This window comes from Oceanicaulis sp. LC35 (assembly GCF_052055585.1).
In the GTDB taxonomy this organism is placed as follows: domain Bacteria; phylum Pseudomonadota; class Alphaproteobacteria; order Caulobacterales; family Maricaulaceae; genus Oceanicaulis.
In genome coordinates, this window is record NZ_CP170485.1 from 1387350 (window position 1) to 1403859 (window position 16510).

Annotated in this window: 15 protein-coding genes; 13 read left to right on the top strand and 2 right to left on the bottom strand. The window is 62.4% G+C overall.

All coding sequences use genetic code 11. The features are described from left to right. Nucleotides 1-18: 18 nt before the first annotated feature. The 12 genes from ACFELO_RS06545 to ACFELO_RS06600 all read left to right on the top strand — a co-directional run bounded on the left by ACFELO_RS06545 (nt 19) and on the right by ACFELO_RS06600 (nt 11453). A complete protein-coding gene (locus ACFELO_RS06545; RefSeq protein WP_440959736.1) occupies nt 19-810 on the top strand; it encodes a phosphatidate cytidylyltransferase in 792 nt (263 codons plus the stop codon). Beyond that, entirely contained in the window at nt 807-2003 is a 1197-nt protein-coding gene (dxr, locus tag ACFELO_RS06550; protein WP_440959737.1) for a 1-deoxy-D-xylulose-5-phosphate reductoisomerase, read from the top strand. The genes ACFELO_RS06545 and dxr overlap by 4 nt, the downstream gene beginning before the upstream one ends. A gap of 9 nt (nt 2004-2012) precedes the next feature. Further along, on the top strand, nt 2013-3206 hold the full coding sequence (locus ACFELO_RS06555) for a M50 family metallopeptidase (protein ID WP_440959738.1): 1194 nt from the start codon (nt 2013-2015) through the stop codon (nt 3204-3206). Between the two features lie 34 nt (nt 3207-3240). Beyond that, on the top strand, nt 3241-5646 hold the full coding sequence (gene bamA / locus ACFELO_RS06560) for an outer membrane protein assembly factor BamA (protein ID WP_440959739.1): 2406 nt from the start codon (nt 3241-3243) through the stop codon (nt 5644-5646). A gap of 4 nt (nt 5647-5650) precedes the next feature. Further along, the gene (locus ACFELO_RS06565) at nt 5651-6256 is read left to right on the top strand and encodes an OmpH family outer membrane protein (RefSeq protein ID WP_440959740.1); all 606 of its coding nucleotides are present in this window, start codon (nt 5651-5653) and stop codon (nt 6254-6256) included. Between the two features lie 15 nt (nt 6257-6271). Next, complete coding sequence (lpxD, locus tag ACFELO_RS06570; protein ID WP_440959741.1) at nt 6272-7297, top strand: UDP-3-O-(3-hydroxymyristoyl)glucosamine N-acyltransferase; 1026 nt, start codon at nt 6272-6274, stop codon at nt 7295-7297. Further along, a complete protein-coding gene (fabZ, locus tag ACFELO_RS06575; protein ID WP_009800948.1) occupies nt 7297-7755 on the top strand; it encodes a 3-hydroxyacyl-ACP dehydratase FabZ in 459 nt (152 codons plus the stop codon). The genes lpxD and fabZ overlap by 1 nt, the downstream gene beginning before the upstream one ends. A 10-nt stretch (nt 7756-7765) precedes the next feature. Further along, nucleotides 7766-8557: an acyl-ACP--UDP-N-acetylglucosamine O-acyltransferase gene (gene lpxA / locus ACFELO_RS06580; RefSeq protein WP_440959742.1), complete on the top strand. Its 792-nt coding sequence runs from the start codon at nt 7766-7768 to the stop codon at nt 8555-8557. A 2-nt stretch (nt 8558-8559) separates the two neighbouring features. After that, entirely contained in the window at nt 8560-9423 is an 864-nt protein-coding gene (locus ACFELO_RS06585) for an LpxI family protein (protein WP_440959743.1), read from the top strand. Then, complete coding sequence (lpxB, locus tag ACFELO_RS06590) at nt 9407-10591, top strand: lipid-A-disaccharide synthase (RefSeq protein WP_440959744.1); 1185 nt, start codon at nt 9407-9409, stop codon at nt 10589-10591. The genes ACFELO_RS06585 and lpxB overlap by 17 nt, the downstream gene beginning before the upstream one ends. Before the next feature lie 87 nt (nt 10592-10678). Continuing rightward, nucleotides 10679-11236 carry a hypothetical protein gene (locus tag ACFELO_RS06595; RefSeq protein WP_440959745.1) on the top strand — a complete coding sequence of 186 codons (558 nt, stop codon included), beginning with the start codon at nt 10679-10681 and terminating at the stop codon, nt 11234-11236. After that, a complete protein-coding gene (locus ACFELO_RS06600; protein WP_440959746.1) occupies nt 11229-11453 on the top strand; it encodes a helix-turn-helix transcriptional regulator in 225 nt (74 codons plus the stop codon). Before ACFELO_RS06595 ends, ACFELO_RS06600 begins: the two co-directional genes overlap by 8 nt. Before the next feature lie 73 nt (nt 11454-11526). On the opposite strand, the gene gltA is transcribed toward ACFELO_RS06600, so the two are convergent. Both gltA and gltX read right to left on the bottom strand, forming a co-directional pair. Further along, the gene (gene gltA / locus ACFELO_RS06605) at nt 11527-12831 is read right to left on the bottom strand and encodes a citrate synthase (protein ID WP_440959747.1); all 1305 of its coding nucleotides are present in this window, start codon (nt 12829-12831) and stop codon (nt 11527-11529) included. A gap of 56 nt (nt 12832-12887) precedes the next feature. Continuing rightward, nucleotides 12888-14303 (bottom strand): glutamate--tRNA ligase, encoded by a 1416-nt coding sequence (gltX, locus tag ACFELO_RS06610; RefSeq protein ID WP_440959748.1) that lies wholly within the window; start codon nt 14301-14303, stop codon nt 12888-12890. Between the two features lie 127 nt (nt 14304-14430). On the opposite strand from gltX, the gene ACFELO_RS06615 reads away from it, so the two are divergent. Next, a complete protein-coding gene (locus ACFELO_RS06615) occupies nt 14431-16506 on the top strand; it encodes a ComEC/Rec2 family competence protein (RefSeq protein ID WP_440959749.1) in 2076 nt (691 codons plus the stop codon). Nucleotides 16507-16510: the final 4 nt, after the last annotated feature.

Below are 16510 nucleotides of genomic sequence, written 5' to 3' on the forward strand. Positions count from 1 at the left end.
CGCGATCGCGGCGATCCCATGTTTTCCCGGCGTGTCCTGTCAGCTCTGGTGCTGGCGCCCATCGCGCTCGGCATGATTGTCTGGGGCGGGGTCGCGTTCTCGATCTTCATCGCCGCTTTCGCCGCCGCCATGGCCTGGGAATGGGTGCGGATGTCGGACAAGGACGCGCCGCCGCGCGCGTTCGCGATCGCGACCGGCACGGCGGTCGGCGGCGTGCTTCTGGCCGCTCAGCTGGAGGTGTATGGCGCTGCAGTCTGGATTCTGGGTGGCGCCCTGGCGTCTTTCGCTGATCGTCGTCCCCGTCATCGCGGGTATGAGGCGTTGTTCGGCGTGGCCTATGTGGCGCTTGCCGCGTCGTTGCTTGTGGCCTTGCGGCATGAATCCGTGGCGGGGCTTGGCGGTATCGTGTTCCTGATCAGCGTGGTCTGGGCGGCGGACACCTTCGCCTATCTGGCCGGATCCTGGTTGGGCGGCTGGAAGCTGTTGCCCGCTGCAAGCCCGAACAAGACCTGGGCCGGACTGATCGCCGGGCTCGCATTCGGCGTTATCGCCGGAGCGTTCGCCGCCTGGTGGGCGGGATGGGATCCGCGGCACGGGGCTTTGCTGGCGGCGCCGACGGCGGTGACCGCTGTTGCAGGCGACCTGCTGATGTCGCTGGCCAAGCGCCGGTTCGGCGTCAAGGATGCGGGTACGGTGATACCCGGCCATGGCGGGGTGCTCGATCGCGTGGACGCTCTGATGCTGGCGACCCTGTTCGCAGGCGTCTGGGCCTGGGCCGGGCCGGGCGGATGGCCAGGAGGAAGCGCATGAGCGCTCGGACAGTCACAATTCTGGGCGCGACCGGATCGGTTGGTCGGGCAACGCTGGACCTGATCGAGCGTGCGCCTGAAGGGACGTTCGAAGTTGTTGCGTTGACAGCGAATACCCAGGTGGATGAGCTGGCTCAGCTGGCGATCCGCACGGGCGCGCAATTTTGCGCCGTTGCCTCCCCTCAGGCGGGTCCCGCACTGGAAGCGGCGCTCAAGGGAAGCTCGATCCGCTGCGGCGCCGGTCCGGACGCCATCTGTGAAGCCGCCCGGTTATCCGCTGACTGGGTGATGGCGGCGATTGTGGGGGCCGCAGGCCTTCCGCCGACGCTGGAAGCGGTCAAGCGGGGCGCGGCTGTGGCCTTTGCCAACAAGGAGGCGCTTGTTTGCGCCGGAGACCTTTTCATGCGCGCTGCGCATGATGCCGGTGCGCGTTTGCTGCCCGTGGATTCTGAGCATAACGCGATTTTCCAGGCGTTTGACGAGCAACAACGCGACAGCGTGCGCCGGATCATTCTGACCGCATCCGGCGGGCCCTTCCGCGGCTGGACGCTTGAGCAAATGGGCCAGGCCAGCCCGGCGCAAGCCGTCGCCCATCCCACCTGGAGCATGGGCGCGAAGATCTCGGTCGATAGCGCGACCATGATGAACAAGGGGCTGGAGATCATCGAGGCCTGTCATCTGTTCGGGTTGCCCCAGACTGATGTGGATGTGCTGGTGCATCCTGAATCCATCGTCCACGGTCTTGTCGAATATGCCGATGGCGGCATGCTCGCCCAGCTGGGCATGCCGGACATGCGTACGCCGATCGCTCATGCGCTCGCCTGGCCGGACCGGATCGAGACACCCGTCGAGCGTCTGGACCTCGCATTGCTCAGCCAGCTGACCTTTGAAGCACCTGATCCTGTGCGGTTTCCGGCGCTCGGACTGGCGCGCGCGGCCTTTGATGCCGGCAAGGGTGCTCCGGCGATTTTCAATGCCGCCAACGAAGTGGCGGTCGCCGCCTTTCTGAATGGTCAGATTGGCTTTCTTGACATCGCGGCATGCGTCTCGGACTCTCTGGAGCGAGGGGAGAAAGATGGCGTCGCCTCGGTCGAGCCATCTGACTTTGAAACTGTGTTGGAGGTCGACCGGCAGGGACGCCGTCTGGCGACTGATGCGGTTGAACAGCGCGCCCGGCCGGGCGGCGCTGTGTAAGGAGACCAAATGCTCGACTGGCTTGGATCTGGCGCGCTGTCCATTTTCGCCTTCATCCTTGTGATGGGCTTTGTCGTGATCATCCACGAGCTCGGTCATTACTGGGCCGGGCGGATGTGCGGCGTGCATGCGGACGCCTTTTCCATGGGGTTTGGTCCGACACTGTTCTCACGCACGGACAAGCTGGGCACGGTCTGGAAGGTCAGCGCCTTGCCGCTGGGCGGTTTCGTCCAGTTCCGCGGCGACGCCAACGCCGCCAGCGCTCCCGACTACGAAACCCTGGAAGAGCTGCGACGCGAACATTCTGATCCCGATAGCGTCCTGCACTTCAAACCGGTCTGGCAACGCGCCTTCATCGTGGCGGCGGGGCCTTTAGCGAATTTCCTTCTGGCGATCGTGCTCTTTGCGATTCTGGGGCTGGCCCAGGGCGAATCCCGGCTGGAGCCTCTGGTGGGGGAAGTCATCGCGGACAGCCCGGCTGAAGAAGCGGGTTTCCAGGCGGGCGATCGTGTTGTCCGGATGGATAACACGCCCATTCTCGGCTTCACCGACATGACCGAATACGTCGTCACGCGTGCAGGGCGTCCGATCGCCGTGACTGTTGAGCGTGATGAGCAACCCATCGTCCTGAACGTGACGCCAGCGCGGGTGATGCGCGATGACAATCTGGGCGGCGAGCGTCCTCTGGGCACGATCGGCATTCGCAGCTCGGCCGAGGCGGAGCGGGTGATCTATCGTCCTGCGATCTGGGAAGCGCCGATCTATGGCGTGACGCGCACCATTGATACGACCGGAACGATTGTCAGCTACCTCTCCCGTCTTGTGACCGGGCGCGCCTCCACAGAGCATATCAACGGTCCGGTCGGGATTGCGACGACGGCGGGACAGCTGGCGAATCTCGCGGTCAGCGATAATGGCGCCCCCCAATCGGTGGGCCTGATGACGCGGCTTCAGCGCCTGCTCATCGTCATGGTGGCGCTGTCGGCTCTGCTGAGTGTCGGACTGGGGTTAATGAATCTTCTGCCCATTCCGGTTCTCGACGGCGGTCACCTTGTGTACTACGCCTATGAAGCTATAGCTAAACGTCCGCCGAGCCCGTCCGTTCAGGAATTGGGGTTCCGGTTGGGACTCGGCTTTATTCTGGCCATGTTCGTGGTGGCCACTTGGAATGATTTGAGTTATCTGCGCGGTCAGTTCCTGTGATGGGGGCGTCGCAGGCGAGGGACGAGGGCCTTTCATGAATGTGATCTTCAAGGGATTGGCGGCGGCGCTGCTGAGCGTGATTTCCGCAAGTGCGGGCTTTGCGCAGGACGCGGGCGTTAACCAACCCCAGCCGGAGATTCAGGCTGAATCGTCTGAAACCGTCCAGGAAACCCGCCAGCAGCCGATCCTGCAGATCGTGGTGGAGGGCAATGAACGGGTCGAAGCAGACACCATCCTGTCCTACCTTCTGATCCAGCCGGGCGACCTTCCCAATGGGCGCCTGATCAACCTGTCGATCCAGACCCTTTACAGCACGAACCTGTTCTCTGACGTCCGCGTGGCGATCGATGGCCCGTCCCTGGTGCTCTACGTTGTGGAGAACCCGATCGTGAACCGCGTGATTCTCGAAGGCAATCGCGCGATCGGCGACGACAAGATCACTGACGAGATCGAACTCCAGGCCCGCGCCATCTTCACCCGCTCGCGGGTTCAGTCTGATGTGCAGCGTATTCTGGAAGTGTATCGCCGGTCAGGCCGGTTCGCCGCTCAGGTGACGCCGCAGATCGTTGAACTGCCGCAAAACCGCGTGGATCTGGTGTTCGAGATTTCCGAAGGCCCGGTCACCGGCGTCGAGCGGATTTCCTTTGTCGGCAACGAAGCCTATTCCGACCGCCGTCTGCGGGGTGAAATCGTCACCACCGAGGCGCGCTGGTGGAAGTTCTTCAGCTCCAATGACAACTATGATCCGGACCGGATCGAGTATGACCGTGAGCAGCTGCGCACTTTCTACAATGACCGGGGCTTTGCCGACTTCCGCGTGACCTCGGTGTCCGCTGAACTCGCGCCTGACCAGTCCGAATTCTACGTCACCTTCACCATGGATGAGGGCGAGCGTTACAATTTCGGCGAGATCGTTGTTGAAACCGAGATTTCCGATCTCAACACCGAATACCTCGAAGCGGTCATTCCGACCCAGCCGGGGCGGCTTTATGTGGGCAGCCTGATCGAGGACGCCACGGACTCCCTGACCTATGCCGCTGGCGCAGCAGGCTATGCCTTCGTGGATGTCAGCCCGCGCGTGAACCTGAACCGTGAAACCCAGACGGTCGACATCACCTATGTGATCGAGGAAAGCCCGCGAGTTTATATCGAGCGCATCGACATTATCGGCAACACCCGGACGCTGGACCGCGTGATCCGTCGCGAGCTGGACCTTGTGGAAGGCGACGCCTTCAACCAGGCGCTGGTGAACGTCTCGCGTTCGCGCGTTGGGCAGCTGGGCTTCTTTGAAGACGTTGAGGTTGAGCCCGTGCAAGGCAGCGCTCCGGACCGGGCTCAGGTCCAGGTTCGTGTGGCGGAACAGCCCACGGGTGAGCTGGCCTTCGGCGCCGGCTTCTCGTCCACGGATTCCTTCCTCGTGGACTTCTCGATTTCTGAACGCAACCTGCGGGGCCGCGGTCAGTTCCTGCGCCTGCGCGTGTCCACGAGCTCGCGTCAGCAGCAGATCGATATCCGCTTTACCGAGCCGCGTTTCCTTGATCGGAACCTGGCGGCGGGCTTTGACCTGTTCCGGGTCCGGTCTGACTTCTCAAGCGAAGCGTCATTCGAGACGGAATCCACCGGTTTCACGCTGCGTGCGGGCTTCCCGCTGACGCGCGCCGTGCAGGCCGGGGTGAACTACACCCTGCGGACAGACGATGTGCGCATTTATTCCGGCGTGTCGGAATCCATCCAGCGCGCCGCCGGTTCCCGCATCACCTCGCTGATGGGGTATTCGCTGCGCTGGAACCGCACGGATGACTATCGCGAGCCGACCCGCGGCTTCCAGCTGAGCTTCAACCAGGACTTTGCAGGCCTGGGCGGCGATGTGCGCTATGTGCGCTCGGAACTGCAGGGCGGGATCTATCGCAGCGTCTGGCGTGACCGTCTGGTCTTCAGCGCTACGGGCTCAACGGGCTATCTCTTCTCTTGGGGCGGGGACACCGCGCGGATCAACGATCGCTTCTTTAAAGGCGGCAACTCCTTCCGCGGTTTCGAAACGGCGGGCATCGGCCCGCGCGTCGTCCAGCGTCGTGAAACGGCGCTTGAGGATGGCGATGAATACGTCTCGGGCGACGCCCTGGGCGGAAATTTCTACGCGATCGGCGCCTTTGAAATGGGCTTCCCGCTGGGCCTGCCGGAGCAATACGGCATCCGCGGCAGCCTGTTCACCGAGTTCGGCACGGTTGGTCTTCTGCCGGACGACGACCAGATTGCTGATGATGGCACGGACACCGCCATCTTCACTGTCGACGACCTTGCGCTGCGCGCATCGGCCGGTATGAGCATCTTCTGGGATTCTCCCTTCGGCCCGGTGCGGTTTGACCTGGCGCATGCCTTCATCAAGGAAGATTACGACCAAGGGGCGTTCTTCCGCTTCAGCACACGAACGGGGTTCTAAACTCATGAAACGTCAGATTTTCGCCGCCATGCGTCCGCTGCGCGTGCTCTCAGCCGCTCTGGTTCTGAGCATCGGCTTCAGCGCTGCGAGCTTCGCCCAGAGCGTTCTGGTGATGAACGAGCAACGCATCCTGCGCGAAAGCGCTGTGGGCCAGCACATCACCTCTCGTCTTGAAGTTATCGGTCAGGAAATCACGGCCGAGCTTGAGCCGCAGCAAGCCGCCATCCAGGCGGAAAGCGAAGCGCTGAACGCTGAGCTGTCCGCCCTGTCTGAAGACGCCATCCGTCAGCGTCCGGACCTGGCGTCCCGCTATGAAGCCCTGCAACGCGACGCGGCCGGTTTTGAACAGACCCGCCGTATCCGCGCTCAGGAACTGGCTGCGACCGAACAGCAAGCCATGCGTCCGGTGCTGCCGATCCTTCAGGAAGTCCTGCAGGAAATCGTCAACGAGCGGAACGCAGACGTGCTGATCGACCGCTCTGCCGTGGTCTATGCGCGTGACTCCGTGGACATCAGCCAGTCCGCCATCGAGCGCCTGAACCAGCGGATCTCCACCACGCCGGTGAACCGCGTTCGCGTTCCCACCCAAGCTGCTCAGCAACAGCAGTAAGTAGGTTGGTCTGATATGGGGGCCGACCCGCGATTTTTTGAGCGGCTCGGTCCGCTCAAGGCTTCTGACATCGCCGCGCTTATCGGATCTGATCTGATAGGCGACGGCGATGTCGCTGTTTCTGACGTTGCTACTCCGGACAGCGCCCAGGAGGGCGCTCTGATGTTTCTGGCTGGCAAGGCCCCGCCAGAGATGCCGCCCGCAGCCGGGGTCGCTATTGTTCCGGATGCGAGTTGGGCCGACGCTCTGCCGCACTGCCAGGCGGTGATCGTTCATCGTGTGACCCGCGCCGGCTTTGCCAAGGCCGCAGCTCGCCTTCTGGCGCCCCGGTTTCATGACGGTCCGGACTTTATCCATCCGACAGCGACCATTGCGGACAGCGCGCGTCTCGCACCGGGCGTGATCGTGGGGCCGGACGCCGTGATCGGTGAGCATGCCCGCATCGAAGCTGGCGCGATCATCGGGCCGGGCGTCGTCATCGGCGATCACACGCGCATCGGGGTTCGCGCCAATGTCCAGTGTGCGCTCGTAGGCGCGCAGTGCGAGATTTCCGCCGGCGCAGTTGTGGGCGAGGCGGGCTTTGGTCTGGCCTATGAGAATGGTGAGGTTTTCACCCTGCCGCATCTGGGCCGTGTGATCATCGAGGATGAGGCGACCCTGGGCGCGAACGCGACTGTGGATCGCGGCATGCTCAAGGATACTCGCATCGGCAAGGGCGCACGGATCGATAATCTGTGCCATATCGGCCATAATGTGGATGTGGGCGAATACGCCGTCATGGCGGCTTTCGCCGGCATTTCCGGCAGCACCATCATTGGCGCTGGCGCACAATTTGGCGGGCGTGTCGGCGTCGCGGACCATCTGAAGATCGGCGCCGGGGCGCGTCTGGCCGCTGACGCAGCGGTCATGAAGGATGTACCGCCCGGTGAAACCTGGGCCGGTTCGCCCGCCCAGCCGATCCAAAGCTTCATGCGCGAGACAGCCTGGCTGCGCCGCGCGGTAAGCCGCAAGTCAAAACCCGAGCGCAAGAAGGACGACTGATGAGTGATCTTGAGACTGCGATCGGGCCTGACGAAATCCTGCGTCGCCTGCCGCATCGCTATCCCTTCCTTCTTGTGGACCGCGCCGAGCGTTATGTGCCGGGTGAATCCATTGTCGGGTTCAAATGCGTCTCTGCCGCCGAGCCTCATTTTCAGGGCCATTTTCCCGAGAATCCGGTCATGCCGGGCGTTCTGATTATCGAGGCTATGGCGCAAACGGGCGCCATCCTGATGTCCAAGACGCTCGATGCCGATATTTCCAACACCCTGATCTATTTCATGGGCGTAGAGCAGGCGAAGTTCCGCCGTCCCGTGCGCCCGGGTGATGTGCTGGAAATGCCGGTCGAAGTGACGGCCAATCGTCGCGGCGTCTTCAAGTTCAAGGGCGAAGCGCGCGTGAACGGCGTACGCTGTGCGGACGCGACCTTCTCGGCCACTTCTGCGCCGCGCGAAGCCTGACGGAGTTTTCATGACCACGACTATTCATCCGACCGCCATCGTGGACGAAAGCGCCCGGCTGGGCGAGGGCGTTGAGATTGGTCCGTTCTGCGTCGTGGGTCCGAATGTCCAGATCGGCGACCGGACCCGGCTGCAGTCTCATGTCAGCCTGAGCGGCAATCTTGAGCTGGGTTCCGATTGCAAGATCCACCCCTTTGTCGCCCTTGGCGAACCGCCGCAGGACTTCAAGTTCAAGGGCGGCGATGTGCGCCTGATCATTGGCGACAACAACACACTGCGCGAGCATGTGACCATGCATATGGGCACGGAAGGCGCAAAAGGCGTCACCAAGGTCGGCTCGAACAACTTCTTCATGGTCGGCGCGCACGTCGCCCATGACTGCACCGTGGGCAATCATGTGGTGTTCGCCAACAACGCTACGCTGGGCGGGGATTCCACAGTCGCCGATTATGTGATCATGGGCGGCCTGTCTGCGCTGCACCAGCAATGCCGGATCGGCAAATACGCCTTTATTGGCGGCGGCGCGCCGGTGACGGGTGACGTCATTCCCTATGGCATGGTCGATAATCTGGGCGCTCTGGCGGGGCTCAACCTTGTGGGTCTGAAGCGCCGCGGCTTTTCACGTGACGCCATCCATGATCTGCGCGCGGCATATCGCCTGGTCTTCGCTAATGAAGGCGCCTTCCATGAGCGGGTCGAGGACGCGGCGCGTCTGTTCGAGAACCGTCCGGAAGTCATGGACATCGTTGAGTTCATTCGCACCCCGGCCAAACGCCCGCTCTGCTCGCCGGAAGGGCGCTAGGTGTGGCGGTCTATCAGCGTCTGGGACTGATCGCCGGGGGCGGTGACTTGCCGGTTTATGTCGCTCAGGCGGCGCAAAGTGGCGATCGTCTGGCCTGCGTCATCGCGCTCAAGGGGTTTGCAGACCCCACGCGCTATGACTGCCCGGTTATTCGCGGCATTGCCCAGTTGGGGCAGGTGGTGAAAGATCTGCGTCAGGCGGATTGCGACGCCGTGTGCTTTGCCGGGATCGTCACCCGGCCGGACTTCTCGGCTTTGAAACCCGACCTCAAAGGCATGGCCTTCCTGCCGCAGGCGCTGACCGCCGCCGCGCGAGGAGATGACGCCTTGTTGCGCGCGATCGTCGGCTTCTTCGAGAAAGAAGGCTTCACCGTCATCGGGGCCAATGACATTGCCGATGAATTGTTGGTGGAACCGGGCCTGATCGGCTCGATTGAGCCAAGCGCCGTCACGCGCTCTGATGCTGCAAAGGCGCTTCATATCGCTGGCGTGACCGGGGCCGAGGATATCGGGCAGGGCGCTGTGGTGTGTGAAGGTCTGGTCCTCGCGGTTGAAGCCCAGGAGGGCACGGACCAGATGCTGGCGCGTGTGGCGGGCTTGCCGGCTGAATTGCGTGGCGATGAATTGTCCCGCAAAGGCGTTCTGGCCAAACGGCCCAAGCCGGGTCAGGAGCGTCGTATCGACTTGCCGGTCATCGGGGTATCCACCGTGCATGGGGCGGCCAGGGCCGGTCTGGCTGGCATTGTCATTCCCGCGGGCGGTGCGATGGTGCTGGGCCGTGAGGCTGTCGCACAGGCGGCGGATGCCAGCGGACTGGCCGTTTGGGCGGTAGAGATGGATGGGCAAGCGGATGACGCAAACGCGTGATCTTGAGAATGCAGGACAACGAGCACCGCGAATCTTTCTCGTTGCGGCGGAGCCATCCGGGGATGCGCTGGCCGGGGATTTGATCGACGCGCTACGCGCGGCTCGTCCCGAAGTGGAGATTGCAGGCGTAGGCGGCCCGGAAATGGCCAAACGCGGCGCTGTCTCGCCCTTTGATATTTCAGAGCTGTCCGTCTTTGGCCTGTTTGATGGCCTGAAGATTATCAATCTTGTCCATCAGCGCGCCCAGGAAACCGCGGACGCCGCCAAAGCCTTTGGGGCGGATGCGGTCGTGCTGATTGATTCCTGGGGCTTCATGTTGCGTGCGGCGTGGAAACTGCGCGAAGCGTTGCCCGATACGCCGCTCATCAAATATGTCGCGCCTCAGGTCTTCGCCGCCCGACGCGAACGCGCCAAGGTGGCCGCCGACACCTTTGACCATCTGCTCGCTATTCACCCGTTCGATGCGCCGTATTTCACCGAGCACGGCATGGATGTGAGCTTTGTGGGTAATCCGGCGCTGGAGCGGGATCTGAGCGGGGATGGGGCTGCTTTTCGCGCCCGCCATGACATCGCCGAGACAGATTCGTTACTCCTGATCCTCTTCGGTAGCCGCAAGTCCGAACTGACCCGTCTGCTCCCGCGCTTTGCGGATGCGGTGAAGCGACTGAAAATCGAGCATCCGGATATGAAGTTCGTCACCCCGCTCGCATCCTCTATCGCCGAGCAGGCGCGCGAGATGATTGCGGCTGAACCCGCGTTATCAGACCTGATCATCGTGGAGAGCGATGAGCGCCGTGACGCCTTCCACGCTGCAGATGTCGCTTTGGCCTGCTCAGGCACGGTGACGCTGGAACTGGCGCGACTGGGCGTGCCGACCGTAGCGGCCTATCGACTGGGCTGGTTGGCCTGGGCGGCGGCGCGTTTCTTCCTGATGAAGTCCAAATACATTTCGCTGGCCAATATCGCTGCGGATGAGATGCTGATTCCCGAGCATGTGCAGACCCAGTGCCGCGGCGATGTTCTGGCGCAAAGCGTTGGTGCATTGCTGGATGACCCGGCTCGCCGGTCGGACCTGTCCCGGCGCTTGCGTGAAGTCACCGATCATATGCGCGGCGAGGGCGGATCCCCCTCAGCGAACGCCGCCGCAGCGGTGCTCTCCCTGGTCTAGCGAAGTACATCCCGCTGTTGGGTCATGCCCTTGTGCTTCGTAACGTAGCATATATGCTATATTATGAAATTTAAGCAGGAGATGATCATGCGTGCTCAGGGACCGCTCCACGGATTTTACAAAGCGGACTCCAGTGACGATCCCCGAAAGGCGCAAGCCTGGGCGTCGATACCCAAACGGCGCGGTCTGGTGGTCGTGACAGTGATGGTGTTTGTGGTGTTCGCAATCATGCTGTCCGTCTTGATCGACGGCATCCTGAAGGCGCTCATTGATCAGGCAGGGTTCAGTCAGGTCATGATGGGGTTTGCGCCTGTTCTGCTGATCTGCGCGGTGGATGCCTTCTGGCTGGACAGGCTGGTGTTTCTCGCCAGTCGGCCAGGCTTCGCCGTGCCGGGTGAGCCCTATGATGAGCGCCAGCAAGCACTTGTCGCCATGGCGACCCGACAGGGATTGAAATTGGCGCTAGTGCTTTTGGCTATCGTCGCGGCGGTTGGCGCATCCCCCTTGCCCGCGGGATATGCAATCGGTGTCGGCCTGGCGTCGATCGCACTGGCCATGTCCGGCCCTCAACTGGTGCTGGCCTGGACGTTGAATGCGTCTGATTTCGATTTCTCTGGCGAAGAAGATGAGGACGCGGATGGCTGATCCCGTCGCTTTTCTGAACCGGGTGAAGACCTATCGCGTGGATCGCGGCCTGTCCCGTCAGGAACTCGCGACCCGGGTACAGGTGCATCCGCAAACCATTGGCGCTATCGAGCGGGGGCAGTTCAATCCCACGATCGAGGTGGCGCTCCGGCTCTCTGAAGCCCTTGGCGTCGGGCTTGATGCCTTGTTCACAAGGCGCGAATTCGGTCCGCTTTAAAGCTAAGGTGCAGATAAAAGAAAACCGGCGAAGCTTTTGCTTCGCCGGTCTTATTGGGTTCGAGGGAAAGCGCCTAGCGCTTGTCGATCCCCACGAAGTCGCGTTGCGTCGCGCCGGTGAAGGCCTGACGCGGACGACCGATTTTCTGGCTCGGATCCTCGATCATTTCCGACCATTGCGCGATCCAGCCGACGGTGCGGGCCAGGGCGAACAGCACGGTGAACATCTCGGTCGGGAAGCCCATCGCCTTCAGGGTGATGCCCGAATAGAAGTCGATGTTCGGATAGAGCTTCTTCTCGACGAAGTAAGGATCTTCCAGCGCGATCTTTTCCAGCTCCATGGCCACGGCCAGCAGCGGGTCATTGCGCACGCCCAGCTCGTCGAGCACGGCATGGCAGGTCTCACGCATCACTTTGGCGCGCGGGTCATAGTTCTTGTACACGCGGTGACCAAAGCCCATCAGACGGAAGGGATCGTTCTTGTCTTTGGCTTTCGCGACGTATTCGGGGATGTTGTCCACCGAACCGATCTCGTTGAGCATGTTGAGGGCGGCTTCGTTCGCGCCGCCGTGCGCCGGGCCCCACAGCGAGGCGATGCCGGCTGCGATACAGGCGAACGGGTTGGCGCCCGAAGAGCCCGCCAGACGCACGGTCGAGGTCGAGGCGTTCTGTTCGTGGTCGGCGTGCAGGGTAAAGATCTTGTCCATTGCGCGGGCGAGGGTCGGGGACACCTCGTATTTCTCGGCCGGGACAGCAAAGCACATCTGCAGGAAGTTCGACGCATAGTCGAGATCGTTCTGCGGAGCCACGAAGGGCTGACCGATGTGGTATTTATAGGCGCGCGCCGCGATGGTCGGCATCTTGGCGATCATGCGGTGAGACGCGATCAGGCGAGCCTGCGGGTCATTGACGTCGGTGGAGTCGTGATAGAAAGCCGACAGAGCGCCAACCGTGCCGACCATGATGGCCATCGGGTGCGCGTCACGGCGGAAACCGCGGAAGAACTGGTCGAACTGGTCGTGCAGCATGGTGTGACGACGGATCGTCCAATCAAACTCTTCGAGTTCCTTGGCGTTCGGAAGCTCACCGTTTTGCAGCAGGTAAGCGACTTCAATGAAGCTGGCGTTGTCGGCCAGCTGGTCGATCGGATAGCCGCGATACAGAAGCGTGCCTTCGTCGCCATCAATATAGGTGATCTGGCTTTCGCAAGACGCGGTGGAGGTGAAGCCGGGGTCAAAGGTGAAAACGCCCGCATTCTTGTACAGCGCGCGAATGTCGATCACGTCCGGACCGATAGAGCCGCCATATACAGGCAGGTCATAGGTCTCGCCGTTAATCGACAGCTGCGCGGAACCTTTCGGTTGAATCTTGTTTTCCATATCTCCAACCCCTTTTGTGTGGGTCATGATGGACGCGGCCTGAATAGGGGCGCGACCTAGTCCATCACGTCATTGAGCCGATCCAGAACTTCATCACGTCCCAGAACCGCCAGTACAAAACTCATGTCCGGCGCTGGCGCGCCGCCGGTGAGAGCCGCCCGAAGCGGTTGACCCACCTTGCCGAAGCCAACCTCTTCAGCCTCTGCGAAAGCGTTAAGCACATCGCCCAAAGCTGCTTCAGTCCAGTCCGGCGTATCCCTTAGCACGTCCGCAAGACGTGACAGACGCGCCTTGGCGTCATCATTGATCGCCTTGGCGGTTTTGCCCGTCAGTTCGATCGGGCGCGGACGAATAAGGAAATAGGATTGATCCTCCAGCTCTGCGAGGGTCGCTGCGCGTTCTTTCAGCACTTTCATCGCTGAAGAAACCCAGACTTTCGCCTGATCATCAAGACGCAGATCGTCGCGGCCTTGCAGGCGGTCCCAGAGCAGATCCGTCAGACGCGCATCCTCTGCGCGTTTCATATGCCAGGCGTTGACGCTCGACATCTTGTCAAAATCGAGCCGCGCCGGCGCCTTGCCCAGACCCTTGAGGTCAAAGGCGGCGGCCATGTCAGCATCGGTGAAATATTCCTGATCGCCCTTGGACCAGCCCAGGCGCAGCAGATAATTGCGCAGCCCTTCAGGCAGATAGCCCATATCGCGATAAGCTTCGACGCCCAGAGCGCCGTGACGCTTGGAGAGCTTCTTGCCGTCCGGACCATGGATCAGCGGGATATGGGCGAAGACCGGAATCTCCCAGCCCATCGCCTGATAGATCTGGGTCTGACGACCGGCATTGGTCAGGTGATCATCGCCGCGGATGATGTGGGTGACGCCCATATCATGGTCATCGACCACTACAGCGAGATTATAGGTCGGGTTGCCGTCGCCGCGCAGAAGCACGAGATCGTCAAATTCCTTGGCGCCCCAACGAACCTGACCCTGAACCGTATCCTCGATGACAGTGTCAGTATCCGCCGCACGGAAGCGCACCACGAAGGGGGCGTCCGCCGGCGCTTCTGAAGCATCACGATCGCGCCAGGGCGAGCGCAGGGCGCGACCTTCGGCGAAAGCCTGCTCGCGCAGCGCTTCGGTTTCTTCCGGCGTGCAATAGCAGCGGAAGGCCGCGCCTTTTTCGATCAGCGCGTCCACGACTTCACGGTGACGGTCTGCGCGGGCGAACTGTGACACGGCTTCGCCATCCCATTTCAGGCCCAGCCAGCTCAGTCCATCCAGAATCGCCTGCACGGTTTCATCGGTGGAACGCGCACGATCCGTATCCTCGATGCGAAGCTTGAATTCGCCGCCATTCGCCTGAGCGAACAGGGCGTTGAACAGCGCCGTACGCGCGCCGCCGATATGCAGATAGCCGGTCGGTGAGGGCGCGAAACGCGTGATGATTTTCATGGTGTCTTGCAATTGCGAATTCATGCTGCAGTGCGAAGGGAGGTGCTCTTTAGCACGCCAAAGCGTCTCCGTCATAGCCTCCGCCTGATGTTCACGCCATGATGAAGGTGTGAAATCGCTAAAGTTTCCACCTGTGGGGGAAATCCCAGACTTGCGCCGAGCCGTGACGGCTGGGCTGGGCGGCGCGTTGGCGCTCACAGTTCCAGACCCCAACCGCCTGATCCTGTGGGCGCCGGTGGCGCTGGCTGTCGGCGCAGCAGCCTATTTCTCATGGCCGTCAGAGCCGGGCTTGGCGCCGGTGCTGTTCGGGGCGGGACTGAGCTTTGTCGCGGGCATTGTCTGGTGGTTCAGACGGAACGTCCTCACACTTTATGCGCTCGTGCTTGTGAACTGCCTGACACTTGGCTTCGTTCTGTCTCGGGAGCGGGCTCATTCGCTGGGCGCGCCAGAACTTGGGGCCTTTCAGTCTGAACGCAGTGCAGAGGTCACGGGCTGGATTGAGCGGGTGGAGCGGCTTGAGGGGCGGGCGCGTCTTGTCATCCGGGTGCATGCGCTCGAGAATGCCGATACGCCGCCCTATCGGGTTCGTATCCGTGCGGGGCTCGCAGCGTTCGAGCCAGGCGATGCGATCCGCGTGCGGGCTCGCTTGTCGCCGCCATCCGCCCCGGTTGCCGCTGGTGGCTATGACCCGGCGCGTGCCGCCTGGTTCGATCAGATCGCTCTGACGGGCTACGCCATCTCGGACATGGAGCGCACCGAGATTGATACACGGGCGCCGCTCAGCCTGTCCCTGGCGGGCTTTCGCTGGCGTTTGTCTGAGCGGTTGCAATCTCAAACCGGGACGCGGACCGGAGCTGTCGCCGCCGCCTTGCTGACCGGGGAACGCGCCCGCGTCAGCACCGAGGACGCCGAGGCGTTACGTCTGTCAGGGCTTGGGCACATTCTGGCGATATCCGGCCTTCACATGGCGCTTTTTGCGGGCGGGGCGTACTGGCTGATCCGTCTGGTGTTTGCGATGTGGGAGCCTTGGGCGCGCGCGCATGACCCGCGCAAGCCGGCTGCTCTAGGCGCACTGATCGCCGCCAGCCTCTATTTGATCATCTCCGGGGCGGCGGTTTCCACCCAGCGGGCCTACATCATGGCCTTCGTCGTTCTGGTGGGCGTGTTGTTTGACCGTCAGGCTTTTTCCATGCGCTCACTGGCGCTGGCGGCGATCCTGATCCTGCTCATTGCGCCTGAAAGCGTCATTGAGCCCGGTTTCCAGATGAGCTTCTCCGCTGTTGCGGCCCTGATCGCCAGCTTTGACGCCTATAAGCGTTGGCGACCTGAATCCGGTCTGTCGTCATCCGTGTTTGGAAAGCTCAAGGATGCGCTGGCCGGGCTCAGCGCCACCTCGCTCATTGCCGGGGCGGCGACGGGGGCGTTCGCGATCTTTCATTTCCAGCGCATGGCCGCCTATGGCCTTATCGCCAACCTCCTCGCTATGCCGCTTTTTACGTTCTGGGTCATGCCGGCGGGCGGCGCGGCGCTCATCTTCTCTGTCGTGGGGATGGAGCGGCCCTTTCTGTGGATTATGGACCAGGGGCTGCGCCGGGTTCTGGATGTGGCGTACTGGGCGTCCACCATGGAGGGCGCTGTTGTGGGGGCGAATGCGGCGGACCCGGCGCTGGTGGCGCTCTACGGACTGGGCTTTGCGTGTCTGGTGATCGGGCTGGGATGGATGCGGGTGACCGGGGGGCTGCTGATCATGGCGGCGATGACGCTGTTCATGGTCCAGACCCCGCCCCAGATGATGATCACCGATGGCGGGGTGGTGCTGGCTCGCTTTGAGGGCGCGGAGGGCTACACGGTTACAGATCGCCGTCGCGGACGGTTCGATGCCCGGGTCTTTCTGCAGCGGGCCGGCGTCAGCGACAGCCCGGATCGCGCCGCCCTGAGCTGTGACAGTCTGGGCTGCACGGGGCGAACTTCAGACGGTTTGTTGCTGGCCGTGACAGCCTCCGCCGAAGCGCTGGAAGATGATTGCCATGAGGCGGACCTCATCGTTTTTGACGGGGAGGTTTCCGCCTGGCGCAAACGTCGTTGCGCGGCGCTGATTCTCGATACTGTCGCTCGGGAAGAGCTGGGCGGACTGGAGTTCTGGGTCCATGACGGGCAGGTCATCCGCATGCGCAGCGCGCAAGCGGCGCGCCGCAATCGCTTGTGGGGCGGCGCTTCCGGTTCCTGAGCGG